This is a genomic window from Lysinibacillus sp. CTST325 (assembly GCF_054665055.1).
Window position 1 is genome coordinate 951,925 of record NZ_BAAFHO010000001.1, and the last position, 16,064, is coordinate 967,988.

A 16,064-nucleotide genomic window follows, 5' to 3' on the forward strand; every position below is an offset into this window, starting at 1 on the left:
TCTAGATGTCTAGTCAACTCAATTTTTAAATACCTAGTATTCTTATAAACTTAATTTAACATAATGACATACAAAGTCAATAGTTTTTTGTTTAATCGGCGTCAGAGATATATATTGGTATTTGAAGCCCATGTGAATACTTATTATACCAGTTGAGTATTCGAGAGGGTGTCAAAGTGAATATGGCAAATTACCGCATACATTTATGGGTTAAACGCCATGTTGAACCTTCATCCTCTGTTAGTGGGTCGCTGAATCAATGAAATGAGAGAAACTCGCTTCTCCTCATTGTAAGGTTCTTTCAATAAGGAGAGATGTTATTGCATGAGTAAATTAATGCTGTTTGTATGCTCATTAGTTTTATTATTTTTTGCTGGTAACGCTTTTTTTGTTGCTTTTAAAAAATACGAAGAAGATGACGATTTTTCTGGAGAGCTTGAAACATTCTTTTTAATTGATTGTATTATTAATTTCCGAAAAATTCGCTTCCCAAAAGTATCATATTGTTATTTTTAAAACTCTCTCCGTTTTATTTGCACTAATAATATGAGGCTTAACAGTAATGTTTTGGGGACTTTTCTCTTAATAAAGCTAAATTCAAACAAAAAAACTACATTCCATTAACGAGAAGGATAGCCTTCCGCTGAAGAATGTAGTTTTTGAGACCATTAATGGTGAATGGCTTTGTCAAAAATAGCTTTTGCAGCATCCCCAATATGCTCTGACACTGTAGGATGTGGGAAAATCATATTTGCAAGAGTGTGGGCAGTGCCACCAGCATTTTTAGTAGCTAAAATAGCATTTAACATTTCTGTTGCCCCATCAGCAACAACACAAGCTCCTAAAATGTGTCCTTCCTTTTCCGTCGCAATGAGCTTTATAAAGCCCACTGTATTTCCTTCCATTAATGCCTTAGGGTTTGTATGTAAAGGCATTTGAGTCACCGTATAAGGCTCGTTAACCTGCTCTTCTAGTAAACCAAAAGTTGCAATTTCAGGATGTGTATAAACACAACGAGGAATCAAAGTTTGATCAATTAGTGCAGGCTTATTCCCCAGAATATGGTCCACAACATGAATTCCCTCTGCACTCGCTGAATGAGCTAACTGGAAACCACCAACTAGGTCACCTATAGCATAAATGTGTGAATGACTTGTTTCAAGATGCTCATTGACAGCAATCAATCGACCATCGAAGGCTAGACCAAGCTGCTGGGCTATTTCTGTATTCGGGCGTCGCCCCGTTGCAAACAAAAGATTTTCATATGTATAAATGCCTTTAGATGTATGAATTTCATTTCCATTAAAATGATTAAATTCGAAATCTGTCACAAGCTCAATACCAAGCTTTTTCATTTTTTCACGAATTAGTGGTCGTGCATCTGGCTCTTCTGTCTGTAAAATATCTTCACTATGATTCAACACCGTCACCTTTGTTCCAAGCGGTGCTAAACTAAATGCCATCTCAACTGCAATAACGCCTCCGCCAATAATTGTTAACTGCTTTGGTAGCTCTTTCATATCAAAAAAAGTATCCGTTGTATAATAGGAAGAAGTCTCTATCCCTTTAAAAGGTGGTACAAATGGTTTACTACCGGTTGCTAAAATGATATCCGTTGCTATAAAGGTCTTACTACTAACTGTTACAGTTAAATCATTAGATACTGCCGCTTCTCCTCGATAAAAGGTAATTTGATTGCTCAAAATATAGCCCTCAATATTCGTTAAAAGTTCGTCAATAATAGCATCCTTACGTTGCATCAATCGTGGAAAATTCACATTTACTGTAGGAGTTTCAATACCCCAGTCATTACCACGTTGTATTTCTTGAATGAGCTTACTATGCTCCAATAATATTTTCGAAGGAATACAGCCGACATTATAGCAGGCTCCTCCTACTTTATCGCGCTCTACTAAAGCGACCTTCTTGCCACTTTTTGCTGCATGAATGGCTGCTACATAGCCCCCAGGACCTGCGCCAATAATTGCAATATCAAATTTTTCCACAACATTCACCTCATTTACCACCATAGCATTTACAAAATTTGAATGCAACGTAATGGGAATACAGTGAATTCAGAAATCCTTTGTCTACTCCAACGTCAACTACTAAAAAAAGGGAATGGTGATTTTTATACAGAAGACCCTCACGAACTACAAACCATCAACATCCATAGAATTTAAGGTGCAATAAGCGAAAATGTCCCTCACTATTCATTTTGAACAATGAGAGACTTTATTTTTTATGTTAGATACTTGAGATAAACATTTTTACCATATAGATGCGGTATTTCAAATAAAATGTAAAGTGTCTCGAAAGGGTCCGTTTCTCTTTCGCGGGGATTTGCCCTGCTTCCGCGGGTATTCTCTTTGCTTCCGCGGGTATTTCCCCTTCCCCCCGGATACGTCATGCCCAGCGAGGATCCACTCTGCCCGTGGGTATTCTCTCCGCTTCCGCGAGTATTTGTCCTGCTTCCGCGGGTATTTCCCCTGCTTCCGCGGGTATTTCCCCTGCTTCCGCGGGTATTCACTCCGCCCGCGGGTATTTGCCCTGCTTCCGCGGGTATTTGCTCTGCTTCCGCGGGTATTCTCTTTGCTTCCGCGGGTATTCACTCCGCCCGCGGATATTTGCTCTGCTTCCGCGGGTATTTCCCCTGCTTCCGCGGATATTTGCTCTGCTTCCGCGGGTATTTCCCCTGCTTCCGCGGGTATTCACTCCGCCCGCGGGTATTTGCTCTGCTTCCGTGGGTATTCTCTTTGCTTCCGCGGGTATTCTCTCTGCTTCCGCGGGTATTCTCTCTGCTTCCGCGGGTATTTGCTCTGCTTCCGCGGGTATTCTCTCTGCTTCCGCGGGTATTTGCTCTGCTTCCGCGGGTATTTCCCCTGCTTCCGCGGGTATTTCCCCTGCTTCCGCGGGTATTTCCCCTGCTTCCGCGGGTATTCACTCCGCCCGCGGGTATTTGCCCTGCTTCCGCGGGTATTTCCCCTGCTTCCGCGGGTATTTGCCCTGCTTCCGCGGGTATTTGCTCTGCTTCCGCGGGTATTCTCTCTGCTTCCGCGGGTATTCTCTCTGCTTCCGCGGGTATTTGCTCCGCTTCCGCGGGTATTTGCTCTGCTTCCGCGGGTATTTGCTCTGCTTCCGCGGGTATTCTCTCTGCTTCCGCGGGTATTTGCTCTGCTTCCGCGGGTATTTGCCCTGCTTCCGCGGGTATTCTCTCTGCTTCCGCGGGTATTTGCTCTGCTTCCGCGGGTATTTCCCCTTTCCCCCGGATACGTCATGCCCCGCGAGGATCCACTCTGCCCCTCGGATACGTCATGCCCCGCGAGGATCCACTCTGCCCCTCGGATACGTCATGCCCCGCGAGGATTCACTCTTCCCCTAGGATACGTCATGCCCGCGAAGATTCACTCGGCCCTACGGATACGTCATGCCCGCGAGGATTCACTCGGCCCTCGGATATTCGTCACGCCCTGCGGAAACAACATAAGTTAATAAATATTCCGTTCCCAAAAGCGTTGTTGAGCAATTGCTTTGACAAATTTTTTAGCGAAATCTTTGTCGCCAGTTGCCAACACAATTCCTGGCCCTACATTGGCATTAGACATATTAAAAAATGTCGTTCCGGATGTAGCTATACCAATCGGTTTGTAATGTCTATACGCTTCATTGATATAATTTACAATATATGAATTAAACTTTGCCTGATTTTTTGCTCTTACGCCTACAACATATAACGAGTCAAATAGTACCGCATCGGTAGTAATAAATGTGTCAGTTGCTGTTAGCTGTACACCGTCACTACTAGTAACAACTCCTAATCTGTCGGAAATAATACTGTATCGAACACCTTGTCTTGTTAAATATTTTAGTATTTCTCCAACTTCATTTGCATCAAATCCATCGCCTATTAGCACGCCTACTTTAAGGGTTTGTGGCATTTTTATTGTATTAGCTTGACTAAGCGCAGGTGATGATAACGTGACATTTATTTGCTCACCTTTTGGACGATTAACACCAACATTATCGGCCACAGTTGTTGCCATTGCTTTATCAACACGGACAAACATGTCGACAACCTGTTGGCGAACGGATTTACTTTTCACCTTCCCTACCTCAAAACTAAAGGCATCAATAATATGTTGTTTTTCAGGAGGGGACATACTATTCCAAAACAGCCTTGCCTGTGAGAAATGATCATCAAACGATTTACTACGTGCTCGTGTGATACGTCCTTCAACCTTTTCTTCATAATGGACAAAGCCTCCTTCCTTTGCCGTTGAAGTTGATGGTGTATTATTGGCCAAGGAATTTTTATGGTAGCTCACTTTTCCTATATTAATAGTTTGACGACTAAAGCCATTGCGCTGATTGTTATGAAATGGACAAACGGGTCGGTTAATCGGTATTTCTGAAAAGTTTGGTCCCCCTAGACGTATTAGCTGTGTATCTAAATAAGAAAATAGCCGCCCCTGTAAAAGTGGATCATTTGTAAAATCTATGCCTGGTACAACATTCCCAGGGTGGAAGGCGACTTGCTCTGTCTCGGCGAAAACATTATCCACATTACGATTCAAGGTCATTTTCCCGATCTTTTTAACTGGCACTATCTCCTCAGGCCATAGCTTTGTTGCATCCAAAATATCAAAATCAAATTTAAATTCGTCCTCTGGCTCAAGCATTTGTACACCGAGCTCATATTCTGGATAATCACCTATCTCAATTGATTCCCATAAATCACGTCGCTGAAAATCTGGATCCTTTCCAGCAATGATTTGCGCTTCATCCCAAATGAGTGAATGAACACCTAACACAGGCTTCCAATGAAATTTTACAAACCTCGATTTTCCTTTATCATTGACGAAACGAAAAGCATGAACACCGAAGCCTTCCATCATTCGAAAACTTCTAGGTATTGCTCGATCAGACATATGCCACATAATCATATGCGCAATTTCCTGATTGTTCGCTACAAAATCCCAAAACGTATCGTGAGCTGAGGCTGCTTGTGGCATTTCATTATGAGGTTCAGGCTTTACCGCATGAATTAAATCAGGAAACTTAATGGCATCCTGAATAAAAAAGACCGGTATATTATTACCAACTAAATCATAATTGCCCTCATCCGTGTAAAATTTCGTCGCAAAGCCACGAACATCACGTGCAGTATCCATCGAACCTAAGCTTCCAACTACAGTTGAAAATCTGACAAATACAGGTGTTTTCTTATGAGGGTCCTGTAAAAATCTTGCTTTCGTATATTCCCCCATCGATTCATACAGCTCAAATTCTCCATGTGCTGCAAAGCCCCGCGCATGCACAACACGCTCTGGAATACGTTCATGATCAAAATGCGTAATTTTCTCTCGAAAGTGAAAATCCTCCATAATAGTTGGCCCACGAACTCCAGCCTTCAACGAATTCTCATCATTCGAAACTTTTAGCCCCTGATTCGTCGTCATCTTTTTTCCTTCATTATCGACACGAAACGGCTCTAACTGCTGATCCTTTGCATTCTCCTCCAAATCTTTGCGCTGATTCGACTTAGATTTATCCACGCAATCCCCTTTCATTCCAATACTCATAATTCTCAATATACACTATATGTTTATCAGGAATAAACATGCTTCAAGGCTTTGATATAGGACGTAATCCAATATCAATTTTTTCTCAATAGACAACAAAAAGTAGCGTGAATTCAGGATTGTAAAGCAAATGAATAATTCTTTTACTCAAAACAAAACCTTGATCGGCAAGCGAAGTGATCCCAGTTAGATTTTTGTCTAACAACCGGATCCGCTTCAAATTTGCCTATCAAGGTTTTTTTCATCACTATTTAGCTATCTTTACTAGTTACTACTATTATTTAAACGCTTGAGCAGCTGCTACAGCTTTTTTCCAGCCTGCATAGATTTCTTCACGATGTGAGTCATCCATATTAGGTGTGAATTGACGATCTAAATTCCAATACTCACTAATTTCGTCTGGTGATTTCCAGAAGCCAACTGCTAAACCTGCTAGATACGCAGCACCTAAAGCTGTTGTTTCGTTAATGACCGGACGATCAACAGGAACGTTTAATAAATCTGATTGGAATTGCATTAAGAAATTGTTTGCAACTGCACCACCATCTACACGTAATTTCGTTAGTGGAATATTGGCATCCGCTTCCATTGCACCAAGTACGTCTTTTGTTTGATACGCTAACGATTCTAATGTTGCACGTACAAAATGTTCTTTAGAAGTACCGCGCGTCAAACCGAAGACTGCACCTCGTACATCTGAATCCCAATAAGGTGTACCTAGACCAACGAATGCAGGAACTACATAAACGCCATCAGCCGACTCTACACGTGCAGCATATTGCTCAGATTCAGAAGCAGAACGGAACATTCGTAAGCCGTCGCGTAACCATTGAATAGCAGAACCAGCTACGAAAATACTTCCTTCTAAAGCGTAAGTAACCTTACCATTTAAGCCCCATGCAAGCGTAGTTAATAAGCCATTCTCTGATTTTACTGCCTTTTCACCAGTATTCATCAACATAAAGCAGCCCGTACCGTAAGTGTTTTTAACCATACCTTCTTCAAAGCAAGCCTGACCGAATAGAGCAGCTTGTTGGTCACCCGCAGCCCCTGCAATTGGAACAGCAGAACCAAAGAACAGAGCTTCCTCCGTATATCCATACACTTCTGAAGAAGGTCGAACTTCAGGAAGCATAGAAGCTGGAACGCCTAGAATGTCTAATATTTCTTCATCCCATTTTAAATCATAAATATTGTACATTAACGTACGAGAAGCATTTGAATAATCTGTAACATGGACTTTACCACCTGTTAATTTCCATATTAACCATGTATCAATTGTACCGAATAATAAATCGCCTGCTTCTGCTTTTTCACGCGCACCTTCAACATTGTCTAAAATCCATTTTACTTTCGTACCTGAGAAGTATGCATCGATTAATAAACCTGTTTTATCACGGAATAAATCATTGTAACCGTTTTCTTTCAGTTCCTCACAAATAGCGTTCGTTTGGCGTGATTGCCAGACAATCGCATTATAAATTGGTTTCCCTGAATGTTTATCCCAAACAACAGTTGTTTCGCGTTGGTTTGTAATACCGATCCCAGCAATTTGATTTGATTCAATATTTTTTGCAGAAAGCACTGTAGCGATACAAGAAAGAATAGAAGACCAAATTTCTTCTGCGTGATGTTCAACCCATCCTGATTGAGGGAAATATTGCGGGAATTCTTGTTGTGCAACGTGGAGAATGCTCCCTTTTTCATCAAACAAAATAGCACGTGAGCTTGTTGTACCTTGGTCCAAAGCTAAAATATATTTTTTTTCTGACATCGGTCATACCTCCAAATATTTTTTTAATTTCTTTCAGCAATTATTTTTTGTAGCGAAAGCGAAGCGACAGCAACAATTATACCGAGGCATAATTGATTTACTCTTCACTTTTAACATTTTTCACTGTCATTTGAGCACTGATAAAAATAATGACTACGATAATAGCAAACACCCAAAATGTGATACTATTTTTCCCCTCAAAAATTTGTTGGAAGAATAGAGCACCAAATGTACCACCGATAATTGGACCTACAACTGGAATCCATGCATATGACCACCCTGAGTCACGTTTACCTGGGATTGGTAAGAAAAAGTGAGCTATACGTGGACCTAAGTCACGTGCAGGGTTAATTGCATAACCAGTAGGACCCCCTAATGCCATCCCGATGACTACAATTAGCATACCAACTAGAAATGGATTTAAACCATCCGTAATTGTATTTGTTCCTAATGCTAGAATACCTAAAACAAGTATAAATGTACCAATCATTTCTGAGATTAAATTTGATAATGGATGTCTAATAGCAGGCATTGTAGAAAATACAGCCAGTTTCGCTTCCGGATCTTTCGTACCTTTCCAATGTGGTAAATACATAAAATAAACGAGTACCCCACCTAAAAATGCACCAATCAGTTGTGCAGCAATGTAAGTAGGTACGTCTTCCCACGGGAAATTACCGATTGTAGCAAGCGCGATCGTTAAAGCAGGATTTAAATGAGCCCCACTAATACCACCAACAGCATATGCAGCCATAGCCACAGCTAGACCCCAAGCGAATGTAATCACAACCCATCCACCGCCAAAACCTTTTGATTTGTGCAGTGATACACCTGCAACAACGCCACCACCGAATAAAATAAGAATCATCGTGCCGACAAGTTCAGCTGTAAATGTTGACATACAAGAAGCCCCCCTTTGTAATAGTGCACTTAGTAAAAAAAACAAACCCACACTTAAACAACCTGCACGTTGTAATGCAGTTGTATAAATGTGGGTTCCTTTTCCTAACCACGCGCTTTTTAACTTATGTACATTGTAGAGAAAATAATATACATAGTCAACAATATTTTTGGAAATTTTCCCACAAGTTCTTATTCGATGTTGTAATAGCTACTGCTCCAGCTGATAACGCTTCCTCTATGCTTTCAACAGTGCGAACTAGTCCACCTGTAATAACAGGAATTTTTGTTCGCTGGTGTACTTCTGAAATCATTGAAGGAATGATGCCTGGTAATAATTCAATATAATCCGGCTTCGCTGATTCAATCATTGAAAAGCTTTTTTCTAGTGCAATCGTATCAATTAAAAAGACGCGCTGAATGGCAATAATCCCACGAGATTTTGCTTTTATTAACATATTAGATCGTGTGGAAATTATACCTGCTGGACGGATATCATTACATAAAAAATCTGCCGCAAAATTATCCGTTTTTAAGCCATGAATTAAATCTGCATGAATAATTAATTTTTTACCGTTACGATCTGCTTCTCGTTTTATTGACATGAGCAAACTAATATGCACTTCTAATAGAACAATGTATTCGAATCGACTATTTAATATTTCATCAAATTGCTTAACTGTTCGTGCAGCGGGAATAATTTGTTGATTATTGAAATTCATTTGATTTCCCCTTTATATCAATTATGTCTCGGCATAATTGCGTCCGGAATCGGCTTTGTGCTAGAACAAAGCACTCCTTTCCGATTTCCATGACACCCGCCGGAGGCTTTAGGCCAACACGATGTTGGTCACTCAGTCGTTGCCACAGGACGTGGCGTTCTTAGACTGAGTTCCTCTTTTTCAGCGGATGTTTGGACACCCGCTGAAATAAGTTAAAAAGTAGGTCGCCGTTACGACGACCTTCCTTTTTATTATAATGCAGTTGTAGCTCTTGTTATTTCTATATTTAAATCTTTTTCATATTGTGTACGTTGTTCAGTAGACCAATGTAATTGTTTTGCCATTTCATCTAATATCGCGTCTTTATATTGTATTACAAGGGCGATATTAAAGAACATATATGCTGTACGACGAATCATAAAGTCGTTTGGATGAACAACCATTTCATGATGAATACCGTACAGTAGCTGAGCATATAGCCCTTGTGGTAAAACAGGATGTTTTTCTTTAGCATATTCAAAAACAGTATCCACATTAGAACCATAATGATGTGCTAAATGTTTTGCTTCCTCTTCTGATAATCCGATATCAACACCCATTTTTGTTCGTTTCGACACGAAGGCCTGTAAGTTTTGGGAGCCCCCAACATCTCCACCGGAAATATGAATCTGCTTTGTATAACATGGTTTTGATGCAATGCCGAATCGCTGTTCTAAATCTTGCGCAATCATATTTAAAACTGTTTCAGCCATTTTACGATAGCCTGTTAATTTACCGCCAGCAATTGTCACTAGACCCGAAGCAGATTCCCATACTTCGTCCTTACGAGAAATTTCAGATGGATTTTTACCTTCCTCATGAATTAATGGACGAACGCCTGCCCAGCTTGATTCAATATCTTCATCAGTGACGTTAACTTTTGGAAACATGTAATGAATTGCTTTCATAATATAATCACGATCTTCTTGATGGATATTCATTTCTCGGGCATCGCCTTCGTAAAATGTATCTGTCGTTCCAACATACGTTTTCCCATTTCGAGGAATCGCAAACACCATACGACCATCAGGTGTATCAAAATAGACAGCTTGACGTAATGGGAATTTAGATTCATCAAAAACGATGTGCACACCTTTGGATAAAATTAAGTGTTTACCTTTTTGTTTTCCTTCGATATTACGAACCTCATCTACCCATGGACCAGCAGCATTCACAACTTTTTTTGCACGAATATCAAACGTATTATGGGCAATTAAATCTTGTGCTACAATACCATTAATTTTCTTTTGGTCATTGTATACAAAGTTTTCTGCCTTTGTATAATTAATAAGTGTAGCGCCTTTTTCGATAGCAGCTTTGGCAACTTCGACTGTCAGACGTGCATCATCTGTACGATATTCTACATATACACCACCGCCGCGTAAGTCCTCACCTTTGACTAAAGGTTCTTTTTCCATTGTTTTTGCAGTATTTAACATATATCGACGCTCAGAACGTTTAACCCCTGCTAAAAAATCATAGACACGTAAACCAATATTCGTTGAAAATTTACCGAATGTGCCTCCTTTATGGAATGGTAATAGCATCCAAACAGGAGTTGTTACATGCGGTCCATTTTCATAAACGATCGCACGCTCTTTTCCTAAATCTGCAACCTCTTTTATTTCAAATTGTTTTAAATAGCGAAGTCCACCGTGCACTAATTTTGTCGAACGACTAGAAGTACCAGCGGCGAAGTCTTGCATTTCAACTAGCGCTACAGATAGTCCACGAGCAATTGCATCAAGTGCGATACCACAACCTGTAATCCCACCACCGATCACCAATAAATCGTATTCTTTACTTTGTAATTCTTCAATCGTTTGTTGACGTTGTATTGCTGAAGCTGTACTCATAATGAAATTCCTCCTTATTTAAAGCGAAAAAAAGAGACCATTAAAAGCACATGTACAAATGTACATATGTTTTTAATGGTCTCTCAATCGCTCAAACCTAGTATATTAACTTAATTTCATTGTAGTCTTTTTAGAAAGAAAAGGCAAGGTAGATCGTTTAGAAAAATTACGATTACACCATACACTTTTCAATCATTTATAGGTTAAGGGACGTGTCATATGTACAGTTCAATTGTCATGGCTTCAGATATTATTCCCAAGTACGACAAATTTATTTATTTATTTATTTATTTATTTATTTATTGGAAGATAAAATAAACTTTAGTTGTATTCGTCGCATTGAAAAAGTTCCACTTCAATCAACTTAATATATGTCATACTTTTAATAATTGTTATCCCCATATTTCGAGATATAAAAACAGCAGGTTCTCCATTAAGTGACGGAAAACTGCTATTAGCAATCAATTATGTCTCGGCATAATTGTAGCTGACGCTTCGCTTTCGCTACAGAAAACATTTGCAGCTGACGCTTCGCTTTCGCGCACATAAACAATGCGTCCGGAATCGGCTTTGTGCTTAGGCCTGCACGATGCAGGTCAGTTAGCCGTTATCGCATGGATGCGATGATTTTAGGCTAACATCCTCTAAGAACGACTTTTTTGCTGAAAGAAGTTAAAATATGTATTGAATCATTTCATGTATGTTGCAATAAGGATTGTCACGGCTTTCTGTCTTACGAAGTGCCATCATATCTGTGCAATTTTTAATAGCAACCTCATGTCGAAGTGCGATAGGTGCAATGACTGATTCATCCGCTTTATGACGAAAATAACGTGTTACCTCAAGATGCTGCTCCATCTTGTCATTTAATACAGCACGAGGATACTTTTCAGATAGATCGACTTCTTCAAAATGCAACAATAGCCATAATTCGAATGCTTCATTTGAATAGGCAATATGAATATTATTGTCCTCACAAAAGTCATTCACTTCCTCTAATTGCCTTTCGGTTAAATCATCCTTATCAAAAACAATCCAAACCTCATCAGAATATTGGTAACTTGAATCTCGATAGGCATGCTGGGCTAGCTTAATAGCCGAACGCTTGACGTTTTTTATTTTGACACTTACCATTTTTGAGCGCTTTAAAATACGCATTTGCTCAAAATAAATGCGTTCGGTTTCACCTTCACAATAAATTAAAACGGTTTTACGCAGTGTTCGATTCCCTTGTTGACGCACTCTCACTGCTCAGATACCTCCACTTCCTATTAATTATGCCCTGTCATAATTGTAGCGGACGTTTGGATAACCGCTGAAAAGCCGCATTCATCTCATCACCTATAGAGGTGGGAGATTTCCGCTGAAAGAAGTTAAATATTGATCTGATAAATATTCATTAATAATCGGTGTAGCTCCAAATTCTCCTTTTAAGTAACGCTTGGCATAGGAAATATCGCCACGTTTCTTCTGTAAATCTGCAAAATCAAATAAGGAGTATAACTCGGATTCATTTTTAAAGCTTTTATTCACAAACCATATTTGATCGGAACGTAGTGGCTGATCTAATAAATCAATTTCATGACTTGTGACAACAAATTGATTCGTAACATTACGCTTGCTGTTCATAATGGCCATTAAAAATTCGCAGATGGACACATGAAATGCTGTGTCAAATTCATCTATAAAGATTGTCTTCCCTTTATTGTATGCATCGACCATGACACATGCTAAATGCAGCATACGGACTGTCCCCTTTGAATCCATCGTCCAATTGATCGTTTCTGTCCCGATTGGCGCACCTGCTTCATCGAACGATAAATAGTGCAAATCGATATCCACCTCTTGAATAACCTCTGAAGTGTCAAAATCATAGCCAATAGTATTTTTCTCTCTTCGCTCAACGCGTCTTGCCGTCACATCTTGAATAGAAAAATCTGCAATCTTTAGTAACTTTATGACCTCTTTCTTAAAGGGCTCCTCTTCAAGTTTACGAATAAGTGGATGACTTGATAACCGATTTGCTTCATCTAAAAACAGTATTTTATGTAAAAACCAATCAAATATTTTCGTAGCATCTGGGTCATTAAAGACATTTAATACCGATAAGAAAGCTGTATTATTACGCGTATATTTTGTCAATTCTAGCGCAGAACTGTGGACAGTTTCATACAAATATTCTGTGCCATCCCATTGTCTATTAAAGAGCTGCGCTTTCTGAGACTTTGTCGTTTTAGTTAGGCCTTCGTAAAGAACCTGCGATGCATTATACTGTACCTCATAATCGTACAGTACCCCATCTAGTAATAACGAAATCATAAATTCTGTCGGTTGTTCTTGCTGACCTCCTAGCTTAAACGGCTGGTAGGGCAAGCGAAGTTGTTTAACATTATTAAGATTTTCAAAGTTAAACAATAAAGAACGTAAAATTTTAATAGCAGTGAATAAGTTTGATTTTCCACTTCCATTTGGTCCGAAAATAAAGGCACTTTTTACAAGGTGAAATGAGTCAAATTTCATCGTATGTGTGTCCTTTAATTTACGAATACGGCTTCCGGCCACCATTGAAAATAGTGTTTCATCCTTATAACTTAAACAATTTTTCACTCTGAAATCTACCAGCATTTATAAGCCCCCTTTCAATTCCGCAACATTCCTTTAATTATACTATAGGCGTAAAAAAACACCTATTACCCCGCGCAATACCAAGGTTGCCATTCACAATTTTTTGCTGATAAAAGATAGGTTCTCTCTTAATAAGTAATTGTAAATATAAAAAGACGATTTCCCCTCTAGAGCAGGGTAAATCGTCAAAGATTACACTTAATCATCTACATATTTTGAGCTCATTGATAAAAAACTGAAATTGTTCCGATAAAACGAGATAATGTTCCGATAAAAGCTAAAATTGTTCCGATAAAACGAGATTTTGTTCCGATAAATCTTCAAAGTATAATGAATTCATCACAATTACGTGGGGTTGATTTCCGCTTCGTTAATCACCCAAGTCAACTAATATAAATGTGACAACCTGTACAATTTTATAATTTAATTAAATTCCCACTATCTTTTCATTTTGAAATGCTTGCAATGTACGCTCTATGCCTTCCGCAAAAGTAGTTTTTGGTCTCCATCCTATCGCCTTCGCCAACTTAGCGTTATTTAAAAACGAATGCTCAATATCTCCCTCTCTCGCAGGAGCATATTGAATTTCTAAAGGATGATTTAAATGCTGTAACAATAAAATAACTTGATGAATCGACCATGCCTCATTCGTTGATACGTTATAAATGCCCTGTAATCTTGCCTGTACACCAGCGTATATAGCATCTGCAATGTCATCTACATATATAAAATCTCGTGTTTGCTCTCCATCTCCATAAATCGTAAAGGGCTTTCCTTCCATACTGCTTTTTAACATGCTAGGAATAACCGCCGCTTCCCCCTGCATACATTGCCTTGGACCGAATACATTAGCAAATCTATAAATTAATGTTGGTAAACGATAATCTTTTTGCCATTTTTCACAGTATGTCTCACCTATACTTTTGTTTAATCCATACATCGAAATCGGCTCACTAACATCTGTTTCTTCTAATGGTGGATAGTGACTATCTCCATAAACAGCTGCTGACGAGGCAAAAACGAAATGCTTTACCTTATATTTTGACGATAAGAAGAGCATCTGACTAAGGCCTACAATATTCGTTAAAACATCCTTCACTGGCTCTTGCACCGATTTTTGCACACTCGTTTGTGCTGCGCAATGGATGACCACATCAAATGATGTTTCTTTAAAAAGATGCTCACAAACTTCATCCTCCACATTCAAAAGATAAGATTTATGGTCAAAGTCGACATTGCGTAAATGACCGGTACTTAAATTATCAATAATATAAACATTTGCACCCTCTTTAAAAAAACGCCTCGCCACTGCACTACCAATAAAACCATAACCGCCTGTCACTAATACATTCATCCCATCGCCCCCAAAAACAATATGATGTTTTATATGCAGTAATTACTAAAATTATGCAAGTAACCTATTTGTAGTGGTATTTTTTGGCAATCTTTTTAATTATAAAAAAAATGTGCCCGATATGATTCGAGCACATTTTACAAAAACCAATTATGCCTCGGCATAATTGCGTCCAGAATCGGCTTTGTACTAGCACAAAGCCGATTCTGTGACATTCGCCGGAGGATTTGGGCCAACATGATGTTGGTCACTCAGTCGTTGCCACAGGACGTGGCGTTCTTTGACTGAGTTCCTCTATTGCAACTGAAAGAAGTTAAGCTGGGTTTACTTCAAGTTCAACTGTAATTTTAATGTCTTTCCCAACTAGAACACCGCCAGTTTCCAACGCTGCATTCCAAGTTAAACCAAAATCTTCACGATTGATTGATGTTGTAGATTCAAAGCCATAAACTTCTTGGCCCCATGGATTTGTACCTTTACCATTAAATTCAGTATCAAATGTTACTGATTTCGTTACGTCTTTAATTGTTAAATCACCCGTAACCGCATATTCATCATCTGATTTTTTTGCAATGTTTGTAGACTTGAATGTAATTGTCGGATATTTTTCAGCATCGAAGAAATCTGCTGCCTTTAAGTGATTATCACGATCTTCACTCCGTGTGTTAATGCTAGCTGGATCAATTGTAAAGCTAATGTTTGCTGTTGTTAAATCTGCAAGATCTGCCGCTTCAATATCTGCTGAATAAGTATCGAATACACCTTTTACTTTTGATACCATCATGTGTTTTACTTGAAAGTTAATTGCTGAGTGTCCTAAATCAATGTTCCATTTTGCCATTATAAATTCCTCCAATTGGGTTGTTTTTATCTCGAATTCGAGATATATTTTATAATATGAAGCAACTACATGAATTATGTTCCCCAAAATTTTAAGGGATAAACATTTGTAGTTACTTCTTTTGTACATCCTAGTTGATAGCAGTTACGAAAAGTAATTGATTACTTTATGTAACCTACTATATATAAATAATTTACTTACGTCAAGCTATTTTTGAAAATATTTTTTTAAATCAATGATACCAAGCCTTTTCTGAAGGTCGTAAGTTCTACCTGATCCAGTCTTCAGGTTACCCGAGCAGTTATTGGCTTTACCTGATCAGTTTTTCAGGCTACTCAAGTAATTTCTCCGACTCAGGCATTTTACTAACT

Annotated in this window: 14 protein-coding genes; 1 reads left to right on the forward strand and 13 read right to left on the reverse strand. The window is 39.0% G+C overall.

Annotated features, from left to right (window positions below; genetic code table 11):
* Window positions 1–324: 324 nt before the first annotated feature.
* Window positions 325–516 carry a hypothetical protein gene (locus ACYQ73_RS04880; protein WP_460011408.1) on the forward strand — a complete coding sequence of 64 codons (192 nt, stop codon included), beginning with the start codon at window positions 325–327 and terminating at the stop codon, window positions 514–516.
* A gap of 152 nt (window positions 517–668) precedes the next feature.
* On the opposite strand, the gene lpdA is transcribed toward ACYQ73_RS04880, so the two are convergent.
* The 13 genes from lpdA to ACYQ73_RS04945 form a co-directional block, all read right to left on the reverse strand.
* Window positions 669–2,006, reverse strand: a complete 1,338-nt coding sequence (gene lpdA, locus ACYQ73_RS04885) for a dihydrolipoyl dehydrogenase (RefSeq protein WP_460011409.1) — start codon at window positions 2,004–2,006, stop codon at window positions 669–671.
* Window positions 2,007–2,291: 285 nt separating this feature from the next.
* Window positions 2,292–2,612: a hypothetical protein gene (locus ACYQ73_RS04890; RefSeq protein ID WP_460011410.1), complete on the reverse strand. Its 321-nt coding sequence runs from the start codon at window positions 2,610–2,612 to the stop codon at window positions 2,292–2,294.
* A complete protein-coding gene (locus ACYQ73_RS04895; RefSeq protein ID WP_460011411.1) occupies window positions 2,527–2,715 on the reverse strand; it encodes a hypothetical protein in 189 nt (62 codons plus the stop codon). The genes ACYQ73_RS04890 and ACYQ73_RS04895 overlap by 86 nt, the downstream gene beginning before the upstream one ends.
* Window positions 2,712–3,278 (reverse strand): hypothetical protein, encoded by a 567-nt coding sequence (locus ACYQ73_RS04900; RefSeq protein ID WP_460011412.1) that lies wholly within the window; start codon window positions 3,276–3,278, stop codon window positions 2,712–2,714. The genes ACYQ73_RS04895 and ACYQ73_RS04900 overlap by 4 nt, the downstream gene beginning before the upstream one ends.
* Before the next feature lie 210 nt (window positions 3,279–3,488).
* The gene (locus ACYQ73_RS04905) at window positions 3,489–5,570 is read right to left on the reverse strand and encodes a catalase (protein ID WP_460011517.1); all 2,082 of its coding nucleotides are present in this window, start codon (window positions 5,568–5,570) and stop codon (window positions 3,489–3,491) included.
* A gap of 289 nt (window positions 5,571–5,859) precedes the next feature.
* On the reverse strand, window positions 5,860–7,356 hold the full coding sequence (gene glpK / locus ACYQ73_RS04910; RefSeq protein ID WP_460011413.1) for a glycerol kinase GlpK: 1,497 nt from the start codon (window positions 7,354–7,356) through the stop codon (window positions 5,860–5,862).
* A 97-nt stretch (window positions 7,357–7,453) separates the two neighbouring features.
* The gene (locus ACYQ73_RS04915) at window positions 7,454–8,257 is read right to left on the reverse strand and encodes an MIP/aquaporin family protein (protein WP_460011414.1); all 804 of its coding nucleotides are present in this window, start codon (window positions 8,255–8,257) and stop codon (window positions 7,454–7,456) included.
* A gap of 157 nt (window positions 8,258–8,414) precedes the next feature.
* Complete coding sequence (locus ACYQ73_RS04920; protein ID WP_142510799.1) at window positions 8,415–8,978, reverse strand: glycerol-3-phosphate responsive antiterminator; 564 nt, start codon at window positions 8,976–8,978, stop codon at window positions 8,415–8,417.
* 251 nt (window positions 8,979–9,229) lie between these two features.
* Window positions 9,230–10,873: a glycerol-3-phosphate dehydrogenase/oxidase gene (locus ACYQ73_RS04925; RefSeq protein WP_460011415.1), complete on the reverse strand. Its 1,644-nt coding sequence runs from the start codon at window positions 10,871–10,873 to the stop codon at window positions 9,230–9,232.
* A 672-nt stretch (window positions 10,874–11,545) separates the two neighbouring features.
* The gene (locus ACYQ73_RS04930) at window positions 11,546–12,121 is read right to left on the reverse strand and encodes an RloB family protein (RefSeq protein WP_460011416.1); all 576 of its coding nucleotides are present in this window, start codon (window positions 12,119–12,121) and stop codon (window positions 11,546–11,548) included.
* A 93-nt stretch (window positions 12,122–12,214) separates the two neighbouring features.
* Complete coding sequence (locus ACYQ73_RS04935; RefSeq protein WP_460011417.1) at window positions 12,215–13,498, reverse strand: AAA family ATPase; 1,284 nt, start codon at window positions 13,496–13,498, stop codon at window positions 12,215–12,217.
* A 427-nt stretch (window positions 13,499–13,925) separates the two neighbouring features.
* Entirely contained in the window at window positions 13,926–14,852 is a 927-nt protein-coding gene (locus ACYQ73_RS04940; protein ID WP_460011418.1) for an NAD-dependent epimerase/dehydratase family protein, read from the reverse strand.
* A 313-nt stretch (window positions 14,853–15,165) separates the two neighbouring features.
* Window positions 15,166–15,693: a YceI family protein gene (locus ACYQ73_RS04945; protein ID WP_460011419.1), complete on the reverse strand. Its 528-nt coding sequence runs from the start codon at window positions 15,691–15,693 to the stop codon at window positions 15,166–15,168.
* Between the last annotated feature and the right edge of the window lie 371 nt (window positions 15,694–16,064).